This window comes from Mesorhizobium sp. ESP-6-4 (genome assembly GCF_020164735.1).
GTDB lineage: Bacteria > Pseudomonadota > Alphaproteobacteria > Rhizobiales > Rhizobiaceae > Mesorhizobium.
This window is the reverse complement of sequence record NZ_JAIUGS010000002.1, coordinates 119945-139335: the sequence shown is the minus strand read 5'-3', so window position 1 is coordinate 139335 and position 19391 is coordinate 119945. Positions and strand designations below refer to the sequence as shown.

Below are 19391 nucleotides of genomic sequence, written 5' to 3'. Positions count from 1 at the left end.
TCTGGTCGCCGTTTGGGTCTGGGCTGACCAAAACGGCGGGCGCCCGAGCGGCGGCGCCCAGCAGCCCTCGCCGCACGCTATCGACCAGAACGGCTGACAGGACAGCCAGCCTCAGCGCGTCGCCGTGTCGCCGGGCTCATGCCGCCTCGCCTTGTCAGGCACCAGCCGGCCTGAGTTGGCGCGCAGGCCTCTGAAGAACTCCTCCACATACGGCAGCAGCTCGAACAGCACGATCACGATCATCACGGCGGCAATGTATATCACCGGCAGTTGCTGTTCTTTCCAGGTCAGGTCGAAGCGAGCCCTTTCCGTTCCGGCGCCGAACAGCGCCAGGAACTGGCCCCAATGCAGCGCCACCACGATGACCAGCCCCATCAGCGGAATCATTTCCAGAAAGCTGTGCACGTGCTGCTCGACGGGGCTCACCGTGCGAGCCGTGGTCGCATAGCGCACGTCCCATATCGCCGTCGCTTCGTGAATGAAGAAGGTGACGATCATCACGGCGATGACCAGGGCGTTCACCTCCAGGAACATTGCCGCAAGCAGCGGGATTCCAACCTCGGCGAACATCAGCAAGTGAATGAGCGATTCCTTCGCACCGGTCGTCGATTCGATGTGGGTGGCGCGATGGCAGAGCCAGTCGGCAAAGCCCGCAACCAGCCAGACCGGCAGGATGAAGTACATCAGGATGAGGACCATGGGATCGGCCAGCACGCCGCAGCTCCCTGTCTGCCGCCGTTCTTCGCGTCGCGCCTGAACTTTGCAGCCTCGCGATCGAGCACGTTCGGCTCGTTGCCGTATTTCAGGATTAGCGCCAGCGCCAACCCGCTTGGAATTCTCGTTCTTTCCGCAAGGTCGCGGATACGGTCGGTATCTTGGCGCTCGCTGTCTTCCCTGGAAGCTTCGCCCGCGTCATGGGTCATCGTTCCCGGCCCCGCCTGGTATCGAACCGCCGGCCTGCGGAATGGTTCCAGAGCTGTCAGAGCCGGCGCAGCGAACCGCCGGAACGGTTCACCCATCGCCGCGTTCTACCAGTTGGCTTCCCTGCGACCTCATGGATACACGCGCCGGTATCGACGCGACATGCCCCGCGACTGAGGTCTCATCAACGTCAGAATATGAACTAAGGAGCTTCGTGTGCGAAACCTCAGGGGACTTCACCTCTTGATCGCGGAGGACGAGTGGCTGCTGGCCAGCGATCTGGCAACCTTCTTCGCTGGGATGGGGGCTATCATCCTCGGACCGGCAGCGACAGTGGAGCAGGCCGGGCGACATGCAAAAGCGGCGGACGCAGCGATTCTGGATGTCAACCTGCATGGTCGCCTCGTCTTCCCGGTCGCGGACGAATTGATGCGGCGCAACGTGCCCTTCGTCTTCTTCAGCGGTTATGACGAGATCGCCATCCCCGAGCGTTTGCGTTTCGCGAGCAGCCTGAGCAAGTCCTCGAACGGCGCCGTCGTGGTTGATGCGCTGTTCCCGCCGGAACCCTTTGCGGAGCCGGTGACCGTCGCGCAGCCGGCGCCCGCGGCGGAGGACGTCGTTGCGCTGCTCCCCAAGCTCCGGCTCACCGCGCGTCTGCTGCTGGACGATGCCGGCGCTTCCGACCGCCTTGTCGAGCACACTTTGGAACAGGCGCTTGAAGATATCGACAAAAGGCCCGCCGGGTCATCGATCGCCGACTGGCTGAACACCATCATGCGCAAGATAGCGCGGCAGCGCGGAGCTTGTCTGCTGCACTAATCGCAGGCAGCCGAGCCGCCGGCGACCTGCGCTCGCCTGGCGACCAGCATCCTCAATGCGTCAGGCGGCTTCTGAGCCAGGCAATGATCCGGTTGCCTTTTACGATCCGACGGACCCGCGCGGCAGCCCAGCTGGCCTGCATCGTCGCGCCGGTATGGCAGCTGCACACGACATCATGCAATTGCCAATCGGACAATTCGAAAAAGCGCTTGGCCTCGCCGTAGGTGTCGGACTGCAAACCGGCCGCGCGCAGCAACGGATCATCGAAAGCAACCGCGAGCGGCGATCCGTCCGCCCGCACCTTTTCGCGAACCTCGGGATCGACATATTCGGTGCCGGTCAGTGCGGAGAGACACCGAAGCGGATTGCGGTCCAGCAGTTCCGCCCACCGCTCGATCCGCTGCGTTCTCGTGGCAAGGGGGATCAATCCAAGCCGGTCGACGACTGCCACCGATTGAAGTTCATATGAGGTCTGATGCTTCATTGCTGTCTCCTGTGGTTTTGGCGGCGACATCTGTACAGCGGCGCGGCAGGCCTGCCGGGCCTGAAGCCCGCGCTTGCAAGGGACAGGCGCAGACCGATCAGGTGTTGCCCACCGATCTTCGACAAACGCCTGGCATGGCGTCTGAAGCAAACCCCAACTGCCAGTCATCCCCTATGTTCCCGCCATCTTTCGCGACGAGCCCGGGCCGGCAGCGATTGGAACTTCGTGCCGATTACAGGGTTAAACATCTGACCTGTCGCTGAACCGCGATGATGCCGTCACCCCAACGGAACACTTCTTACAGCCCAGTTTGGAGGCTCGTAGCGGAATGGCCCGTTCCAGAGGTCTATCCAACCATCATAACATCATCGTCATCGGCGCGTCGGCCGGCGGAATCGAGCCGTTGAAGCAGATCGTCGCCAACCTTCCGGCCGATCTGCCGGCGGCCATCTTTGTCGTGTTGCATATCGGCCAGGTCAGCTGCCTGCCGGAGATCCTGGACCGCGCGGGCACGCTCAAAACGCAGCCGGCAACGAACGGCGAAGAGTTCAGGACCGGCTGCATCTATGTCGCGCCGCCCGGGTTCCATCTTCTCCTTCACGATGATCATATGATGCTGCGGCGCGGCCCGCGCGAGAATCTTGCCCGGCCGGCCATCGACCCCTTGTTCCGCTCGGCGGCGCTGAGCTACGGCGCGAGCGTCATCGGGGTTCTGCTGTCGGGCGCGCTTTCTGACGGCACCGCCGGGTTGAGGGCCGTCAAATCAGTCGGCGGGCTGGCAGTCGTCCAGCACCCCAAGGACGCGCTGGTGCCGGCAATGATTGAAAGCGCGCTGCGCTATGTCGAGGTCGACCACTGCCTGCCCGCTGCCGAGCTCGGCCCTTTGCTGGCAAAACTTGCGGTCGAGCCGGCCGGAGAATCCTTTCCTCCCCCGCCGGCGGTTAGATTGGAAGCGGCCATTGCCGCGCAGGAGCATTCGACGATGCAGGAAGCGGATCGACTTGGCGAATTGTCGGTGTTCACATGCCCGGAATGTCACGGGCCGTTGTGGGAGATCGAAGACGGTGACATGCTGCGCTATCGGTGCCATACCGGGCATGCCTTCACCACCGACGCGGTGATGGAGATGCAGGCGGTGGAGGCCGAAGAGATCCTGTGGAGCCTGCTCCGCTCGCATCAGCAGCGGGCGGCGTTTGCCAGGCGTATGGCAGAGCGGGAGCGGGCGAAGCGCCGCTCCGGACTCGCCGCCGAAATGGGCAGGCGGGCGAAGGAATATGAGGCGGATGCCGCTGTGATCGAACGCATCCTCGGAAGCAGGCGGGTTCAGGTAAGGGGCAATGGCGAAGTCAGCGCGGAAGGCAAGTACTCACAAGGCAAGGGTTAGTTCGCGCGACGACGAAAAGCAGCCGGCGTCCTTCCCCATTGTCGGCATCGGCGCATCGGCGGGTGGCATCGCGGCATTGCGGAGCTTTTTTCCCGAAGTGCCCGCCGACAGCGGCTTCGCCTATGTCGTCATCCAGCATCTCGACGCCGAGCATGAAAGTGCGCTTGCCAGCATCGTCCAGCGCTCAACCGCGATCGCAACGCAAACAGTTGCCGAAAGCGTAGAGGTCAAACCCGACAACATCTACGTGATCCCGCCAGGTGTTTCGGTGAGGATTGAAGAGCGGCGCTTTCACTTGGTCAAGATCGCGGCCGCGCGCGACAGACGGGCGCCGATCGACGATTTCTTCATCTCGCTTGCGCAGGAGCAGGCCGAGAACGCCGCCGGGATCATTCTTTCCGGAACCGGCAGTGACGGCACCGTCGGCTTGAGGGCCATCAAGGAGCGCGGCGGGCTGACGCTTGCGCAAGAGAGCGCCGAATATGACGGCATGATGCGCAGCGCCGTCCAGAGCGGCCTGGTCGACATGGTGCTTCCGGCTGAGGAGATGGCCGGCAAGCTGGTCAGCTATTTCACCCACGCGAGCCGCACCGAGACCGAGCGGGACCGGCGCAAGCGCGAAGTGACCGAACAGCTTTCCCGCATCGCCGCCCTGCTTCGCTCGCGCACAGGCCACGATTTCAGCGGCTATAAGGACAACACCATTTTGCGGCGCATCCAGCGCCGCATGCTGGTGCTGCAGATCGACGATCCCACCGTCTTCTACGAGCGGCTACGCGAGGACCCGCAGCAGGTCGATCTTTTGTTCCAGGACCTGCTGATCGGCGTCACCAGCTTCTTCCGCGACCCGCAGGCTTTCGACGCTCTCGAGCGTGTGGTCATTCCCCGGCTGTTCGAGAACCGCAAACCCAGCGAGACGATCAGGGTATGGGTGCCGGGCTGCGCCACCGGCGAGGAGGCCTATTCGATCGCCATGCTCTTGAAAGAAAACGCGCCGCGCGGCGCCGCCTCGCCCAACTTACAGATCTTCGCCACCGACATCGACGAGCGCGCGCTGGAAGTAGCGCGCGCCGGCCGCTACTCGGCGACGATCGCGCCGGACATAACGCCGAAGCGGCTGAAGGAGTTCTTCTCGCGCGAGGACGGTACGTACCGCATTTCCGCCGACCTGCGGGAGATCTGCCTGTTTTCGGTGCACAATCTCTTGCGCGATCCGCCCTTTTCGAAGCTCGACCTGATCGCGTGCCGCAACCTTTTGATCTACATGGGCCCGGAACTGCAGGAAAAGATCGTCCCGATCTTTCACTACGCATTGCGCAACAATGGCTATCTCCTTCTCGGTTCCTCGGAGAACGTCACGCGCCATCCACAGCTGTTCTCGACGGTGGATAAGACAAGCCGCATCTTCCAGAGGCGCAACGGGGCCACCGCACATCGGTTGCCGGAATTCCCGCTCGCTACCGCGGCGAGATCGACGGATCCAAGTGCGCGCCGGCGGGCAACGGCCGGAACCCTGCAGGAAACCGCGGAGCGTTTGCTCGTCGAGCGCTATTCGCCGGCCTATGTGATCGTGAATGCCGCCGGCGAGATGATGCACAGCTCAGGCGGCACGGGCAAATATCTGGAGCTCGCTGCCGGCGCCCCCAGCCACAACGTCTTCTCCATGGCGCGTCGCGGGTTGCGCATGGATCTGAGGGCCGCGCTCCACAAGGCCGTAAGCACCGGACAGGTGGCGGTCCAGAACAAGATCAGCATCGGCACCAATGGCGGGCGTCAGACGATCAGCCTGGCTGTGCAGCCGCTTCCGGGCGATGGTTCTTCCGACCCGCTCTTTATGCTGGTCTTCCGGGATGTCGGCGGGATCAAGCCGGAAGCCGAGGACGAGGCCGTCCACACAACCGACGATGTCGAAAGCGCCAATGTCAGTCAGCTCGAAAGGGAGCTGAGGGAAACCAAGGAGCGTCTGCAGATCACGACGGAGGAGCTCGAATCCTCCAATGAGGAGCTGAAATCCTCGAACGAGGAGCTTTCCTCGATCAACGAGGAGCTGCAGTCGTCCAACGAGGAATTGGAGACCTCGAAAGAGGAGCTCCAGTCGATCAACGAGGAGTTGCACACCGTCAATGCCGAGCTCAGTCTGCGCGTCGACGAGCTCACCCGCGCCAACAACGACATGGCGAACCTGCTCGAAAGCACGCAAATCGCCACCATCTTCCTCGACCGCGACCTCTGCATCAAGAACTTCACGCCGACCGCGCGCGACCTGTTCCGGCTGGTGGAAAGCGATGTCGGACGGCCGCTGGCGCATGTCCGTCCGCGCTTCACTGCCGACGGCTTGCAGGCCGACATGGAACAGGTGCTGCAAAGGCTTGGCACGATCGAGCGGCAGGTCGAGGGCATGGACAACGGCCAGAGCTATATCATGAGGGTGCTGCCCTACCGGACAGTCGACAATATCATAGCGGGCGTCGTCGTCACCTTCGTCGACATCACCCAGATCACGCAGGCCGAGAAAAGGATCGGCGCGCTCTCGCATGACCTGCGCAACCGCGGCGAAAGCCTGGGAGCCCTGCTCGATCTCGTGCCGATCGGCATCTTCATCGCCGAGGATGGCGCCGGCGTGGAGATCCGCGCCAACCGGCGCGCGGCGGAGCTGTTGGGTCGGCCCGCTACCGGCACCAAGCTGATATCCGTGCCCGCGATCCTGCCGCTGACTTTCAATGGAACCAAGGTAGGCACCGATGACCAGCCGCTGCTCAAGACAATGCGCACCGGCAGGGCAATTCCGGGCTATGAAGCGAGGATCCAGCATGAGGACGGTACCGCAATCGACGTTATGATGTCGGCCAACCCGCTGTTCGACGAAAAGGGCAAGGTCCGCGGCGCCATTGCGGCGCTGGTCGACATATCCAGTCACAAGGAGGCCGAGCGCAGCCAGGAAAGGCTGCTGCACGAATTGCAGCACCGCGTGAAGAATATCCTGGCCACGGTCACCGCGCTGACGTCCCGCATGGTTCGCACATCCAGTTCGATGGGCGATTTTTTCACGTCCTTCCAGCAGCGGCTGCAGGCAATGGGTCGAACGCACGACGTGCTGTCTTCCTACAACTGGACGGATGCCGATCTCGAGCAGTTGCTGCGGGCAGTCCTGTCGCCTTACAGCAGCAAGGAGCGCCAGAATATCATCATCCTCGGAAGCCCTTTGCAGCTGGGCGCGAGCGCGGCCGCGACACTCGGCATGGTGTTCTTCGAGCTTGCCAGCAATGCCGCGAAATACGGAGCCCTATCGACAGAGGACGGTCGCGTCGAAGTAGCCTGGAACACCGACAAACCGGGCATTCTGTCAATCCGCTGGAGGGAAATCGACGGACCTGTCGTCGAAGAGCCGCCAAAGCGGAATTTTGGAACGAGCTTCATCCAGCAAAGTTTGGAGTACGAGCTGGGAGGGAAGGTCGATCTGAGGTTCGAACGCTCCGGACTGGAATGCGACATAGAAATTCCGCTGGCGTCAGGCACAGGTCGCTGACATTTGCCGCTGAGCAATGAGGAGTGGACACAACATGCTCTTGTCCGGCCTGAATGTCCTTGTGGTCGAGGACGTATTTGTGCTTGCGGAGGACCTCGCCGACCAGTTGACCCAAGCAGGATGCACAGTGATCGGCCCCGCACCCACGGTCAGACAGGCGCTTGCACAAATCGAGGGCGTTGCTCTGGACGGAGCCGTGCTGGATGTGAACCTTCGAGGCGAGCAAAGCTTTCCCCTGGCCGAGCATCTCACGCTCGGCGGTGTCCCTTTCATTTTCCTCACCGGCTACGACAGCGTCACCGTCTTTCCCGACCGGTTTCGCGACAAGCCCAAGCTGTCGAAGCCAGTCGATTACAACCTGTTGATCGAAGCGGTGTCGCGGTTCCGCAAGAGCGATGCGCCGGACTGAGAAAGCCTCACCTACGACATGGTGCGATCGCCTACCAACCGGGTCGCAAGCTCGACCAGATGCCGGATCGGCGCAGGCTTCAGCAGAAAAGGCGCGCCATGGAAGACAGGCGACTGGAAGGCCGGATCGTAGCCCGAATGCACGACGAAAGGCACACCCGCCTCCTTGAGGCGAGCGGCGGCGGTCCCCCTTTGGCCGTCGAGCAATTGGATGTCGATGATGGCCAGATCGGGCTGGTTGTCGTCCAGCCAGGTCGCGGCTGCCCGCTCCGAGGCCACGCAGGCCACCTCGTAACCGAGCGCCTTTAAGCCATCCGCCACGTCGCAAGCGATCAGATATTCGTCTTCAATGATCAGTGCCAGGGGCGCTTGCATGACGATGTCCTCTGACACGCTTACCTCCTCCTGGCAAACGGCTTGTTGTACTCCGCCGGCCAGGGAAGCGCACGACATTTCGCCCGCAAACGGCTGCGCGGCTGCCGATAGGATTCGGGCCGGCTTGGTCCAAGCCTGCGTCCTCGCCCCGGCTGAGCTGGATCACATCGAGCTCTGACAAGGCCGCGCGGGCCTCGAACAGGCGAAGAAATTCCGGCCTCAGCCCATCGCCGCGTGCGGCGGCAATCGCGTGCAGGGGCATAAAGGTCTTTATCGTCCGATCTTTCACAGACTTGCCTCCATCACAATGCGGCGGCCTTTTCCCGCCTTGCCTCATCGAAATCGACCGACAAGATTACATCGCCGTCGCCGCCGCGAACCCGAACCGCCCAGCCCTCCCGCCGGGCTTCGGCAGCCGGATCGTCGAGAAGATCGATCGCCGAGCGCAGCGCTTCATCATGAACAGCTTCGAGGTTGGGCAGTTCCACCCCTTCAAGCCGCCTCAAACTGCCACCGTCGCGATATTCGAATGTGTAGAGATCCTGGCCCACGTCGATTGGCCTCTCGACCGCGGGCCGGACGGCATCCACGGGCCCGTCCTGGCTGCCTTGCGCAGACCGGCCGCCGAATGCAGCGCACTGAATCATCAACTCTTTGGCGCGATCGACAAGCGCGGCATCGCCGGGCAACGGGTCGGGCACAATCATGGTGACAACGATCTTTTCCCCGCCCTCGCCGAGAAATTCGACCGTCACGTTTCCACGACCGGCATGTATCGCTGTGTCGAGAACTTGCATTCCTGCCTCTTCGTCTCCGTGTCGAGGATACAAAGCTCCCCTGCTTCCGAAAGTTCCGCCGGAGTTCGAGAATCGACTTGGATAGCAGCGCCCGACATCCCGCAACGCTCGCGATGAACTCGAAGGCAGCGCCTGATCGATATCCGTCTTAATGGCGCGGTTGGAACAGCCGGGCCGGAAGCAGGTTTGGAAACAAAGGAGGCGCCGAATGTCACCCAACCAACGCACGCCCGCCGAAGTCCGCGGCGAAATCCAGGCCGGCAGGACGCAGGACAAGACCCCTGGGTTCGACCCTGCGGCGGCGCCGCAGGAGACGGATGCCGAGGCCGGCGATGTCCCGACTTCCGCCAAGCCGGCAGGGCCGCGCGAACCGAGCTTCACCAACCAGGCAAGCTTTGCCAACGCGATGCGGCCGCCAGAGAACGCGCCCGGCCTGCAGCCGCGCAGGAACGGCCCGGTGCTGGTGATCGTGGCGCTGGTCGTCCTGGCCGCGGTTGTGTTTCTGCTCGCCGCGATCTTCCGCCAGGTATGAAAGGAACATCGTTCCCCGTCCCAGGTTTGATAGCGCAAGGAGGTAATTGCGATGCCGCGCTTGAGAAGTTTGTTTCGTCATCTATGGCGCTGGAAAGCGCAGCCGACCACGGACCCGTCTCCGGTGGACGCCATCGTGCGGCTGCTCCGCGACGCCGAAAAGCAAGGCAGATCCCGGCGTTCGGGATAACGGCTGAAAGGGTCCCTCGGCTAGCGTCTCCGGCGGATCGAGCAGTCGCCGCTGTCAGTCCTCGTCATAGATATGCTCGTGGATGATGCCGAGGATCTGCAGCTTCACCGTTTCGCGGGCCTCCGGCCGCACGAAGGGCATCAGAAGGTTGACCGTCTCCTCCACCCGCCGCGGCAGGTCGGCGCTCGGATCGCTCAGATAACTGCCATGGGCGTACAGGTTTTCGGTCAGCTTCTTGTTCAGATCGGAAAAGAGTCCCATGGTCATTGCTCCTTGCTGATCCAACAGCCGGAGCGCCCACGCGGTTCCCACTGCCGACGCCATTCGGGAACCCCGCGCCGGGGATGGCTACGATCTTGGTGCGACGCCCAGGCCGACGGACAGCCGCTCGATTGAGCTCAGCGGAATAAATGCGGCAGCCTGACCCCGCCTGCCGCGCGCCATTATAGGGCCTCCTCCCCTCCAACGGCGCCAGGTTTTCCGCCTCTCAACCTTTCTGGCTGCGCTCGACGAACTTGTTGAAGCGGCTCGTTCCACCGCTGCCGGCTTTATCCTGATGCAGGAAGGCGAGATCGTTCTCGTCGAAGATGCGGAAGAATTCGTCCCATTCGATTGGCTCGAGCGTGTCTTCGGGCTCGCCGAAATCGATGCGCAGAATGCCGCCCTTGCCTTTCGTGCGAACGACAGCCGGCTGGCCATTCCGTTCTTCTACCCACTTGCGGATTTCGTCGTGATTGGTGGTCGTCTTGGCCTCGGACATGGACTTTCCTTTCTGCAGCGGGGACCGATGAGCGGTCCTAACGGCAGCCAACAGGCAATGTTCCAGATGGTGGAACGGCTCCCTGTCGAAGCTGCGGCACCTCCTGCGACGGGAACTTTGTTGAAGCAGGGAACAAACCTTTTGCCGCGCAGTTCGGGGCGCCGGAGCCAAGTCCACAAGGGAGTCATCGTGAAACGTGTATTGGTTACGGGAGGTTGCGGCTTCATCGGCCGCCACGTCGCCCAGGAACTCACCGACCATGGCTATCAGGTGCGCCTGCTCGATGCGCTTATCGATCAGGTGCACGGCGCCGAAGCCATCAACCTCCCTGCGGGGGCGGAACTGATCAAGGGCGACGTGCGCGACCGCGACACTGTCGCCGAAGCGGTTTCCGACGCCGATGCCGTGATCCATCTGGCGGCCGAGGTTGGCGTCGGCCAGTCCATGTACGAGATCGCCCGCTATGTCGGCGCGAACGATCTCGGCACCGCGGTGCTGCTGGAGACATTGATCAAGCATCCGGTCGAGCGGATCGTCGTGGCGTCTTCCATGAGCATCTATGGCGAAGGCCTCTATCAGACTCCGGACGGCGAGCGGATCGACAATGCGCGCCGAAAGCCTGCCGATATAAAGGAGGGCCGCTGGGATTTGGTATCGGCGACCGGCCGACCACTGTCGCCTCTTCCGACGGACGAGGAGAAGCGGCCCGATCTCGCCTCGATCTACGCGCTGACCAAATATGCGCAGGAACGCGCGGTGCTGATCTTCGGCCAGGCCTACGGCCTTGATGCCGTTGCACTGCGCCTGTTCAACGTGTTCGGCGCCGGACAGGCGCTTTCCAATCCCTATACCGGGGTCCTCGCCAATTTCGCTTCGCGCCTCGCCAATGGCAAACAGCCGACGATCTTCGAGGACGGCGAGCAGAAGCGCGATTTCGTCCATGTGCGCGATGTGGCCACCGCGTTCCGCCTGGCGCTGGAGCAACGCCAGGCAGCCGGCCACGCCATTAACATCGGCAGCGGCCGCGCCTATTCGATCACCGAGGTGGCCCGGCTGCTTGCCAAGGCCATGGGCGTTCCGAAGCGCCCCGCCGAAATTCTCGGCAAGGCGCGCTCCGGCGACATACGCAACTGCTTCGCCGACATTGCCAAGGCGCGCGAATTGCTCGGCTTTGAGCCGAAGCATCGACTGGAAGATTCGCTCGGCGAATTCGCGGCATGGGTTCGCAACAGCGTCGTTATCGACCGCGGCGCGGACATGCGGCGCGAGCTGGAAGAGCGGGGATTGGTCTCATGACCCAGGGCCACCGGCATCCGCGCAAGGCACCGATAGCCGTCATTGGCGGCAGCGGCTTCATCGGCTCCAACCTGGCCGACAGCCTGCTATCCGACGGCGAGCCCGTGCTGGTCGTCGACAATCTCAGCCGCCCGGGCGTCGAGCAGAATCTCGACTGGCTGGCGCAAAAGCACGGCGACCGGCTGAGCGCTAAAATCGTCGACATACGCGATGCCAGCGCACTGGCAGCGGCGCTGGCGCCGGCAAAGGCGATCTTTCACCTCGCCGCCCAGACCGCCGTGACGACCAGCCTGACCGATCCCGCGCAGGATTTCGACATCAACCTCAAGGGGACGTTCAACGTGCTGGAGACCGCTCGCAGCACCGGCGCCCCGGTAGTCTTCGCCAGCACCAACAAGGTCTATGGCAGCCTGCCCCAGATCGCGGTGCGGCAAGCCGACGATCACTACGAGCCGCTCGACGAGAAGGTGCGCGCGGGCGGGGTCGATGAGAAGGTTGGCCTTGATTTCTGCACGCCCTATGGCTGCTCGAAGGGCGCGGCCGATCAGTATGTGCTCGACTATTCCAAATCCTACGGACTGCCGACAGCGGTGCTGCGCATGAGCTGCATCTACGGGCCGCGCCAGTTCGGCACCGAGGACCAGGGCTGGGTCGCGCATTTTCTTCTCAGCGTCTTGTCCGGCCGGCCGATTACCGTTTACGGCGACGGCAGGCAGGTGCGCGACATCCTGCATGTGTCCGATGCCGTAGCCGCCTATCGCGGCGTGTTGGCCAGGATTGAGGCCCTCAAGGGCCAGGCGTTCAACCTGGGCGGCGGCCCGAGCAATGCGGTCAGCCTGCGCGTGCTGCTGGCGGAGATCGCCGACATGACAGGCAGCGATGTCGCGCTTCGCCACGACCGCGAGCGCGTTGGCGACCAACCCTTCTTCGTCGCCGACACGCGCAAGCTGCAAGCAGCGATCGGCTGGCAGGCGCGTGTCCCATGGCGCGAAGGCGTCAGCGATCTCGCCAGCTGGCTGCTGCGGCATCGGCTCCAACCGCACTCCGAAGCCACGAGGTACGTCGCATGAAGGTAGCGCTGGTCAATCCTCATTGGACATACGAGCACAGCATCTATTTCGGCTGTCGCCAGCCGCATCTACCGCTGGAGCTCGGCTACTCGAAGGCGATGCTGGAAGCCGAAGGGCACGACGTGCTGATGCTGGACGGCTTGCTGCAAGGGCTGGACAACGCCGCGCTTGCGGAAAGCGTTGCGGCTTTCGCACCGGACATGACCGTCGTGACAACCGCGCCGACCTATCTGTTCTGGCGCTGCGCGCCGCCCGAGCTGCGCGTGCCGGCGGAATTCCTCAATCATCTCACCGGGCGCGGCGGACTCACGGTGGCGGTCGGACCGCATGGCTCGGCAACACCGGCGCCGACCCTGCGCAAGCTCGGCGTCGATGTCGTCGTGCGCGGTGAATGCGAAGAGGTCGTGACGGAGCTTGCACGACAAAGCGACTGGAGCAAGGTTGCGCATACGGCCCGGCTCCAAAACGACTTTCCAGTGTGCAATGGCGGGGTACATGCCAGCCCGTTCGTCGATCATCCTGCGCTCGCCTGGCCGTCCGACTGGATCGCCGCGCATGGCCACCACCACCACAGGTTCGATGCCCACCAGAAGGGCGCCGGCGCCGAGGTGGAAGCGTCGCGCGGCTGCCCCTATAATTGCAGCTTCTGCGCCAAGATCGATTTCCGCGATGCGTATCGGCGCAGGAAGCACGACGCCGTCATAGCCGAGATCGACGGTTTGATCGCTCAAGGGGTCGGCTACATCTATTTCATCGATGAAATCTTCCTGCCGCAGAAGGCGTTGCTGGAAGCGCTGGTCGATCGCGATATCCAGTTCGGTGTCCAGACCCGCATCGACCTGTGGAAGCCAGACCTGCTCAAGCTGCTCGGCGAGGCCGGCTGCGTCTCGATCGAAGCCGGCCTTGAAAGCCTGACCGTCGAGGGCCGTGCGATGCTCGCCAAGCGATGCCGGCTCGACACGGAGGATCTGGCCGCGCTTTTGGTCGATGCCCGTCGCCATGTGCCTTTCGTTCAGGCCAATCTGATCGGCGTGGTCGAGGACGACCCGGCGCTGGTGGACCATTGGCGCAAGCACCTCATCGATCACGGTGTTTGGGCGAACGAGCCCGTGCCGCTCTATCCATATCCGAGCTCGCCCAGCTACCGCGAACTCTGGGGCGAGCCCGACGATATTGCCTGGGAGCGAGCGCATGAGCACTACCTCGCCTCCTTCCGATCCTTCAGCGACATCCAGGACCAGCGTCCGCATGCGCTGGCTGAGTTGGAGTCCTCATGCTGCAATCACTGACCCATCGTCCGCGGCGCATTCTGATGACGACCGACGCCGTCGGCGGAGTCTGGCGCTATTCGCTCGATCTGGCGCGAGAGCTGGCGGCCAGCGGCGACAGCATCGTGCTTGCCGGGCTGGGACCCGAACCTTCCCCCGAACAGGCCCGGGAGGCGCGGTCCTTCGCCACGCTGGTTTGGCTCAAATGCCCGCCGGACTGGATGACGCGTGACACGAAAGATCTCGACCGGTTGCCCAGCGAATTGCAGGAGCTTGCGTCGGACTATGCAATCAATCTCATACACCTCAATGCGCCGGCGCAGGCAGCCGGTCTCGAGCTGACTTGTCCGATCGTCGCGGTATCGCATTCCTGCGTGGTCACATGGCTGCATGCAGTGCGGGCGCAAGCGCCCGAGGGCGATTGGGCTTGGCAACGAGAGCGCAACCGGGCCGGATTCGACCGCGCCGAAGCCATTGTCGCGCCGAGCCGAAGCCATGCCGCCATGCTCGGAGCCTGCTACGGTCCGATCGCCGGCTTGAGCGTCGTCCACAATGGCGCGCTCCCCGGCCCGGCAGGCGCGCACCGTGAGTCCTTCGTTCTCGCTGCCGGCCGCTGGTGGGATGAGGGTAAAAACGGGTTGGCGCTCGATGCCGCGGCTGCCTTGTGCGGCCCTCCCGTTTTCGCCGCAGGCGAAACGGAAGGCCCGGACGGACAGCGCCTGTTCTTCGACAATTGCATCTCGCTCGGCTCGATCAGCCATTGCGAGGTTCGGCAATTGATGGCGCGGGCCAGCATGTTTGTCTCGCCGTCCATCTACGAGCCTTTCGGGCTGGCCGCCCTGGAGGCAGCCTCTGCGGGCACCCCCCTGGTGTTGGCAGACATCGCCACCTACCGCGAGATCTGGGACGGAGCAGCGACGTTCTTCGACGCGCGCGATCCCCACGCGCTTGCCGGCTGCATCGCCAGGCTCTCGCATGACGAAAGCTTGCGGCGCCAGTTCGGTCAGCGCGCCGCCCGAAGGGCGCGCAAATTCTCGCTCAGCGCCCAGACGGCGCGGATGCGAGAGGTCTACGACCGGGCGGCGACGGCCATGGCAGGGCTTTGACCATGCGCTTCCTGTTTTACACCCACTCCGCCGTTTCCGACTGGAATCACGGCAACGCGCATTTCCAGCGCGGCATCATGCGCGAGCTCGTCGCGCGCGGACATGAGGCGGTCGCGCTGGAGCCCGCCGACGGCTGGAGCCGATCGAATCTGCTTGCCGAGCAAGGCCCTTTCGCCATCGAGCGTTTCCGCAAAGATTTCCCGGAGCTGATGGCGCTGACCTATGGGCCCGGCTTCGCGCACGAAGCCTGGCTCGCCGGCGCGGATGTCGTGATCGTCCACGAATGGACGGACAAGGATCTTGTCGCGCGCATCGGACAGGCGCGAGCCTATGGCAATTTCACGCTCCTGTTCCACGACACTCATCACCGTGCCGTATCGGCGACGCAGGCGATAGCGGCACTTCAGCTCGAGCATTATGACGGAGTGCTGGTCTTCGGCGAGGTGCTGCGCGAGAGCTATCTTCGGGCCGGCTGGGGCAAACGGGTCTTCACTTGGCATGAGGCGGCGGACGACCGGCTGTTCAAGCCGTGCCCGGATGTCGAGCCCGTCTCCGACCTCGTCTGGATCGGCAATTGGGGCGACGACGAACGCAGTGCCGAGATCGCCGAGTTCCTGATCGAGCCGGCGAGCGCTCTCGCGCTGTCGGGAACCGTGCACGGCGTGCGCTATCCGACCGGCGCCCGCGCCGCGCTTGCCGAGGCAGGGCTGCGCTATGATGGCTGGATTGCCAATGCCGACGTGCCGAAGAGCTTCGCCAGGCATCGCGTCACCATGCACATCCCCCGCCGGCCTTATCGGGAGAGCCTGCCCGGCATTCCGACCATACGCATGTTCGAGGCGATGGCCTGCGGCATTCCGCTGGTCTCGGCGCCATGGTCGGATGTCGAAGGACTGTTCCGTGCCGGCACGGATTTCCTGTTCGCCCGTAACGGCGCCGAGATGCGGGATCACCTTCGCGACGTGCTGAACGACAGCCAGCGTGCGGAGGCGCTGGCTGCGTCCGGCCGGGAAACCATCCTTGCGCGCCACACATGCCGGCACCGCGTCGACGAGTTGTTCGACATCCTCGCCGCATGCGGCAATCGCGAGGTCGCTGAAATCAAACCTGCAAGGGAGGCCGTTGCATGAAGATCGCCTTTTACGGATCGAGCCTTCTGTCGTCCTACTGGAACGGCGCGGCCACCTATTATCGGGGCTTGCTCAAGGCGTTGTCGAAGCGCGGCTATGACATCGTCTTCTATGAGCCCGATGTCTACGATCGCCAGAAGCATCGCGATATCGAGGCGCCGGACTGGTGCAGCGTCGTCGTCTATGAGCCGACAGCGCATGCGCTGATGCAGGTCGCCTCGCGCGCCGCGCAGGCAGACGTCGTGGTCAAGGCAAGCGGCGTCGGTTTCGAGGACGAGGCGCTGCTGCATGCGGTTCTCGACAACGCTCGCCCGGATGCGCTGACCGTGTTCTGGGACGTCGATGCGCCGGCGACCCTAAGCGAGCTGCGCAATCATGCCGAACACCCGCTGCATGAGGCGTTGAAGAGGATCGGCGTTGTGCTGACCTATGGCGGCGGCGATCCCGTGGTTTGGGATTATCGCGCGCTCGGCGCCGCGGAATGCGTGCCGATCTACAACGCGCTCGATCCTGAGACACATCATCCGGTCGTCGCGAATCCGCGCTTTGCCTGCGACCTGGCTTTTCTCGGCAATCGGCTGCCCGACCGCGAGGCGCGCGTCGACGCCTTCTTCCTCGATCCGGCCCGTGTGCTTGGCAGCCAACGCTTCCTGCTCGGTGGATCCGGCTGGGGCGACAAGCCCTTGCCGGCGAACGTTTCGTGGCTCGGCCATGTCGGTACGCGCGATCACAACGCCTTCAACGTGACGCCGAAGGCGGTGCTCAACATCAGCCGCGACAGCATGGCGGCCAACGGGTTTTCGCCCGCGACACGTGTCTTCGAAGCGGCGGGCGCGGGCGCATGCCTAATCACCGACGCGTGGCTCGGCGTCGAGTTGTTCCTGACCCCAGGCGAAGAGATCCTGGTCGCGCGGGACGGTGCCGACGTCGCCGAGATGGTGCGCACGCTGACCCCGAAACGGGCGAAGGCGATCGGCGCCGCAGCGCTGCGGCGCGTTCTGGCCGAGCATACCTACACGCTGAGAGCCCGGCTGGTGGACGACATCTTCAAGGCGCATTTCGAGCGCCGGGCAATGGAGGCCGCGGAATGACGAAACCGCTCGACATCGTTTTCCTCGGACTTTCGTTATCCTCATCCTGGGGCAACGGCCACGCGACGACTTTCCGGGGACTGCTGCGCGCGCTCAACGAGCTCGGCCATCGCGTCACCTTCCTCGAACGCGACGTGCCCTGGTACGCGCATCACCGGGACCTGCGCGATCCCGATTTCTGCGACTTGCGCTACTACCAGACAGTCTCCGAGCTGCCCCGCAATCACCGGCAGGAGTTGCAGCGTGCCGACGCGGTAGTGATAGGCTCCTTCGTGCCGGAAGGCAGGGCCATCATCGACGACCTCGCTTCGCTGTGCACTGGACAGTTCTGCTTCTACGACATCGACACGCCGGTGACGCTGGCGCGGGTTGCCGAGGACAATTGCGATTACCTTGCCCGCAGGCAGATCCCCTATTTCGACGTCTACTTCTCCTTCACCGGCGGACCGACGTTGCAGCGCCTCAGATCGGAGTTCGGCGCCCGCCGAACGGAGCCGCTCTACTGCTCGGTTGATCCAAAGCGACACCATCGCACCAGAGACGCGATCGAATGGGATCTCGGCTATCTTGGAACATACAGCGCCGACCGGCAGCTCGCCCTCGAAACGCTGCTGCTGGAGCCGGCGCGGCGCCTGCCGGAGCGCCGCTTCGTCGTCGCCGGCTCGCAATATCCGTCCGATATCGCCTGGCCGGACAATGTCGAGCGGATCGAGCACCTGCCGCCCGCCGAACATGCCGCCTTCTACAGCCGCCAGCGTTACACGCTGAACCTTACGCGCGCGTCGATGATCGCGGCAGGATGGTCGCCCAGCGTGCGGCTCTTCGAGGCCGCTGCCTGCGGCACACCGATCATCAGCGACCGCTGGCCCGGTCTCGATAGCTTCTTCCCGGAATCGACGATCGAGACCGCAGCCAGTGCCGTCGACGTGCAGGAAATCCTCACAACCAAATCGGAGCAGGCCAGACTCGATATGGCCCGTTCGGCACGCGAGGCGGTGCTTGCAAGCCACACCGGCGGCGCTCGGGCGCGTGAATTCGTTCAGGCTTTGACCCAGTCTGTCCATGCGCGCGCGGCGATCGATCTGAACGTGGAAAGTGCAGCATGAATAGCAGACAGGAGACTTTGCAGATGCGGCGATCAAGAAGGGTTCAGCAGACACAGACGGCGCTTGTCGCCGGCGGTGCCGGTTTCCTCGGTTCGCATTTATGCGAGGCCTTGCTTCACGAAGGGTATCGCGTCATATGCGTCGACAACTTTCTTACCGGCCGAATGGAGAATGTCAGCTCGCTGATCGGCCAAGCCCGGTTCCGGCTGATCGAGCAGGACGTTTGCGTCCCGCTGGAACTCGGCGAGACTGTCGACCGCATCTTCAACCTGGCCTGCGCGGCATCGCCGCCCCGCTACCAGGCCGATCCGGTCCACACCACGCGCACCTGTGTGATCGGAACGCTCAATCTGCTCGAGCTCGCCGCAAGCAACGGCGCCCGCTTCCTGCAGGCGTCGACCAGCGAAGTCTATGGCGATCCGGAACAGCACCCACAGCGCGAGGACTATGTCGGCCACGTCAACTGCACAGGACCGCGCGCCTGTTATGATGAAGGCAAGCGCACCGCGGAGACGCTCTGCTTCGATTATCTGCGGGCCGAGATGGCCGATATTCGCATCGCCCGCATCTTCAACACCTATGGTCCCAGAATGGATCCGGCCGACGGCCGCATCGTGTCCAACCTGGTCATGCAAGCGATCGAGAAACGGCCGCTGACGATATTCGGCGACGGCCGGCAAACCCGGTCATTCTGCTATGTCAGCGACATGATCGAAGGATTGCGGCGCCTTATGGATGTCGAACCCAATCCGCGACAGCCGATCAATCTGGGCAATCCCGGCGAGTTTTCGATCCTCGAACTGGCAAGGCTGGTTCGGGAGATGACCGGCACCAAATCGCCCGTGAAATTCCTGCCCTTGCCGCAGGACGACCCGCGCCGCCGGCGGCCCGACATAGGCCGCGCAAGGGCGCTTCTCGGCTGGTCGCCCAAGGTGCCTCTCAGGCAAGGCCTGCTGCAAACCATCGCCTTTTTCTCGAGCCTCGACGACCTCGCGATGGAGCCCATCGCTCCGGTCAACAGGACTGAGGCCGGAAAAGTTCGGAACCTTCAGCTCTGAGGCGGTGGCTTCCTTCGCCGTAGCGGAACAACCGACCGGGATTGCGGTTGGACATGACAACCGTCATGGAG

At 63.5% G+C, this 19391-nt stretch carries 20 protein-coding genes; 13 read left to right on the top strand and 7 right to left on the bottom strand.

All coding sequences use genetic code 11. The features are described 5' to 3' along the window. Positions 1 to 111 precede the first annotated feature (111 nt). Positions 112 to 714: a diguanylate cyclase gene (locus LB523_RS04390; protein ID WP_140844407.1), complete on the bottom strand. Its 603-nt coding sequence runs from the start codon at positions 712 to 714 to the stop codon at positions 112 to 114. After that, positions 684 to 923 carry a hypothetical protein gene (locus LB523_RS04385; protein WP_224601094.1) on the bottom strand — a complete coding sequence of 80 codons (240 nt, stop codon included), beginning with the start codon at positions 921 to 923 and terminating at the stop codon, positions 684 to 686. Before LB523_RS04385 ends, LB523_RS04390 begins: the two co-directional genes overlap by 31 nt. A gap of 241 nt (positions 924 to 1164) precedes the next feature. On the opposite strand from LB523_RS04385, the gene LB523_RS04380 reads away from it, so the two are divergent. Continuing rightward, positions 1165 to 1740 (top strand): response regulator, encoded by a 576-nt coding sequence (locus LB523_RS04380; RefSeq protein WP_224601093.1) that lies wholly within the window; start codon positions 1165 to 1167, stop codon positions 1738 to 1740. Positions 1741 to 1792: 52 nt separating this feature from the next. Here LB523_RS04380 and LB523_RS04375 read toward each other — a convergent pair whose 3' ends face one another. Next, on the bottom strand, positions 1793 to 2224 hold the full coding sequence (locus tag LB523_RS04375) for a hypothetical protein (protein WP_224601092.1): 432 nt from the start codon (positions 2222 to 2224) through the stop codon (positions 1793 to 1795). A gap of 328 nt (positions 2225 to 2552) precedes the next feature. Here LB523_RS04375 and LB523_RS04370 point away from each other — a divergent pair, with 328 nt between their 5' ends. The 3 genes from LB523_RS04370 to LB523_RS04360 are packed head-to-tail and all read left to right on the top strand — an operon-like array spanning position 2553 to position 7543. Continuing rightward, positions 2553 to 3608, top strand: coding sequence for a chemotaxis protein CheB (locus LB523_RS04370; RefSeq protein ID WP_224601091.1), 1056 nt, complete (start codon positions 2553 to 2555; stop codon positions 3606 to 3608). After that, positions 3562 to 7134 (top strand): CheR family methyltransferase, encoded by a 3573-nt coding sequence (locus LB523_RS04365; RefSeq protein WP_224601090.1) that lies wholly within the window; start codon positions 3562 to 3564, stop codon positions 7132 to 7134. The genes LB523_RS04370 and LB523_RS04365 overlap by 47 nt, the downstream gene beginning before the upstream one ends. A gap of 34 nt (positions 7135 to 7168) precedes the next feature. Further along, complete coding sequence (locus LB523_RS04360) at positions 7169 to 7543, top strand: response regulator (RefSeq protein WP_224601089.1); 375 nt, start codon at positions 7169 to 7171, stop codon at positions 7541 to 7543. A gap of 11 nt (positions 7544 to 7554) precedes the next feature. On the opposite strand, the gene LB523_RS04355 is transcribed toward LB523_RS04360, so the two are convergent. Together LB523_RS04355 and LB523_RS04350 are read right to left on the bottom strand one after the other, a co-directional pair. Continuing rightward, positions 7555 to 7935, bottom strand: a complete 381-nt coding sequence (locus tag LB523_RS04355; RefSeq protein ID WP_224601088.1) for a response regulator — start codon at positions 7933 to 7935, stop codon at positions 7555 to 7557. 284 nt (positions 7936 to 8219) lie between these two features. Further along, positions 8220 to 8714, bottom strand: a complete 495-nt coding sequence (locus LB523_RS04350) for a DUF6894 family protein (RefSeq protein WP_224601087.1) — start codon at positions 8712 to 8714, stop codon at positions 8220 to 8222. Positions 8715 to 8922: 208 nt separating this feature from the next. Here LB523_RS04350 and LB523_RS04345 point away from each other — a divergent pair, with 208 nt between their 5' ends. Then, positions 8923 to 9246 carry a hypothetical protein gene (locus tag LB523_RS04345; RefSeq protein WP_224601086.1) on the top strand — a complete coding sequence of 108 codons (324 nt, stop codon included), beginning with the start codon at positions 8923 to 8925 and terminating at the stop codon, positions 9244 to 9246. A 243-nt stretch (positions 9247 to 9489) separates the two neighbouring features. On the opposite strand, the gene LB523_RS04340 is transcribed toward LB523_RS04345, so the two are convergent. Next, positions 9490 to 9696 (bottom strand): hypothetical protein, encoded by a 207-nt coding sequence (locus tag LB523_RS04340; protein ID WP_095768905.1) that lies wholly within the window; start codon positions 9694 to 9696, stop codon positions 9490 to 9492. Positions 9697 to 9922: 226 nt separating this feature from the next. Continuing rightward, a complete protein-coding gene (locus tag LB523_RS04335; protein ID WP_140833344.1) occupies positions 9923 to 10195 on the bottom strand; it encodes a hypothetical protein in 273 nt (90 codons plus the stop codon). A gap of 189 nt (positions 10196 to 10384) precedes the next feature. Between LB523_RS04335 and LB523_RS04330 the strand changes: the two genes are divergently transcribed. From LB523_RS04330 to LB523_RS04295, 8 genes are read left to right on the top strand one after another with little or no spacing between them, the layout of a single operon-like run. Further along, complete coding sequence (locus LB523_RS04330) at positions 10385 to 11491, top strand: NAD-dependent epimerase/dehydratase family protein (protein WP_224601085.1); 1107 nt, start codon at positions 10385 to 10387, stop codon at positions 11489 to 11491. Further along, positions 11488 to 12561, top strand: a complete 1074-nt coding sequence (locus LB523_RS04325) for an NAD-dependent epimerase/dehydratase family protein (protein WP_224601084.1) — start codon at positions 11488 to 11490, stop codon at positions 12559 to 12561. The genes LB523_RS04330 and LB523_RS04325 overlap by 4 nt, the downstream gene beginning before the upstream one ends. After that, the gene (locus LB523_RS04320; RefSeq protein ID WP_224601083.1) at positions 12558 to 13850 is read left to right on the top strand and encodes a TIGR04295 family B12-binding domain-containing radical SAM protein; all 1293 of its coding nucleotides are present in this window, start codon (positions 12558 to 12560) and stop codon (positions 13848 to 13850) included. The genes LB523_RS04325 and LB523_RS04320 overlap by 4 nt, the downstream gene beginning before the upstream one ends. Next, positions 13835 to 14935, top strand: a complete 1101-nt coding sequence (locus tag LB523_RS04315) for a glycosyltransferase family 4 protein (protein WP_224601082.1) — start codon at positions 13835 to 13837, stop codon at positions 14933 to 14935. The genes LB523_RS04320 and LB523_RS04315 overlap by 16 nt, the downstream gene beginning before the upstream one ends. 2 nt (positions 14936 to 14937) lie before the next feature. Then, positions 14938 to 16065, top strand: a complete 1128-nt coding sequence (locus tag LB523_RS04310; protein WP_224601081.1) for a glycosyltransferase — start codon at positions 14938 to 14940, stop codon at positions 16063 to 16065. Further along, positions 16062 to 17156, top strand: coding sequence for a glycosyltransferase (locus LB523_RS04305; protein WP_224601080.1), 1095 nt, complete (start codon positions 16062 to 16064; stop codon positions 17154 to 17156). Before LB523_RS04310 ends, LB523_RS04305 begins: the two co-directional genes overlap by 4 nt. Beyond that, positions 17153 to 18262 carry a glycosyltransferase gene (locus tag LB523_RS04300; RefSeq protein WP_224601079.1) on the top strand — a complete coding sequence of 370 codons (1110 nt, stop codon included), beginning with the start codon at positions 17153 to 17155 and terminating at the stop codon, positions 18260 to 18262. The genes LB523_RS04305 and LB523_RS04300 overlap by 4 nt, the downstream gene beginning before the upstream one ends. Beyond that, positions 18259 to 19320 (top strand): UDP-glucuronic acid decarboxylase family protein, encoded by a 1062-nt coding sequence (locus LB523_RS04295; RefSeq protein ID WP_411966434.1) that lies wholly within the window; start codon positions 18259 to 18261, stop codon positions 19318 to 19320. Before LB523_RS04300 ends, LB523_RS04295 begins: the two co-directional genes overlap by 4 nt. Positions 19321 to 19391: the final 71 nt, after the last annotated feature.

What these genes read in the sequence shown, in the direction of transcription:
- LB523_RS04340 (WP_095768905.1), bottom strand. Translation starts at nt 9,696, where the DNA reads ATGGGACTCTTTTCCGATCTGAACAAGAAGCTGACCGAAAACCTGTAC.
- LB523_RS04345 (WP_224601086.1), top strand. Translation starts at nt 8,923, where the DNA reads ATGTCACCCAACCAACGCACGCCCGCCGAAGTCCGCGGCGAAATCCAG.
- LB523_RS04295 (WP_411966434.1), top strand. Translation starts at nt 18,259, where the DNA reads ATGAATAGCAGACAGGAGACTTTGCAGATGCGGCGATCAAGAAGGGTT.
- LB523_RS04315 (WP_224601082.1), top strand. Translation starts at nt 13,835, where the DNA reads ATGCTGCAATCACTGACCCATCGTCCGCGGCGCATTCTGATGACGACC.
- LB523_RS04350 (WP_224601087.1), bottom strand. Translation starts at nt 8,714, where the DNA reads ATGCAAGTTCTCGACACAGCGATACATGCCGGTCGTGGAAACGTGACG.
- LB523_RS04305 (WP_224601080.1), top strand. Translation starts at nt 16,062, where the DNA reads ATGAAGATCGCCTTTTACGGATCGAGCCTTCTGTCGTCCTACTGGAAC.
- LB523_RS04385 (WP_224601094.1), bottom strand. Translation starts at nt 923, where the DNA reads ATGACCCATGACGCGGGCGAAGCTTCCAGGGAAGACAGCGAGCGCCAA.
- LB523_RS04365 (WP_224601090.1), top strand. Translation starts at nt 3,562, where the DNA reads ATGGCGAAGTCAGCGCGGAAGGCAAGTACTCACAAGGCAAGGGTTAGT.
- LB523_RS04370 (WP_224601091.1), top strand. Translation starts at nt 2,553, where the DNA reads ATGGCCCGTTCCAGAGGTCTATCCAACCATCATAACATCATCGTCATC.
- LB523_RS04310 (WP_224601081.1), top strand. Translation starts at nt 14,938, where the DNA reads ATGCGCTTCCTGTTTTACACCCACTCCGCCGTTTCCGACTGGAATCAC.
- LB523_RS04300 (WP_224601079.1), top strand. Translation starts at nt 17,153, where the DNA reads ATGACGAAACCGCTCGACATCGTTTTCCTCGGACTTTCGTTATCCTCA.
- LB523_RS04360 (WP_224601089.1), top strand. Translation starts at nt 7,169, where the DNA reads ATGCTCTTGTCCGGCCTGAATGTCCTTGTGGTCGAGGACGTATTTGTG.
- LB523_RS04335 (WP_140833344.1), bottom strand. Translation starts at nt 10,195, where the DNA reads ATGTCCGAGGCCAAGACGACCACCAATCACGACGAAATCCGCAAGTGG.
- LB523_RS04325 (WP_224601084.1), top strand. Translation starts at nt 11,488, where the DNA reads ATGACCCAGGGCCACCGGCATCCGCGCAAGGCACCGATAGCCGTCATT.
- LB523_RS04320 (WP_224601083.1), top strand. Translation starts at nt 12,558, where the DNA reads ATGAAGGTAGCGCTGGTCAATCCTCATTGGACATACGAGCACAGCATC.
- LB523_RS04375 (WP_224601092.1), bottom strand. Translation starts at nt 2,224, where the DNA reads ATGAAGCATCAGACCTCATATGAACTTCAATCGGTGGCAGTCGTCGAC.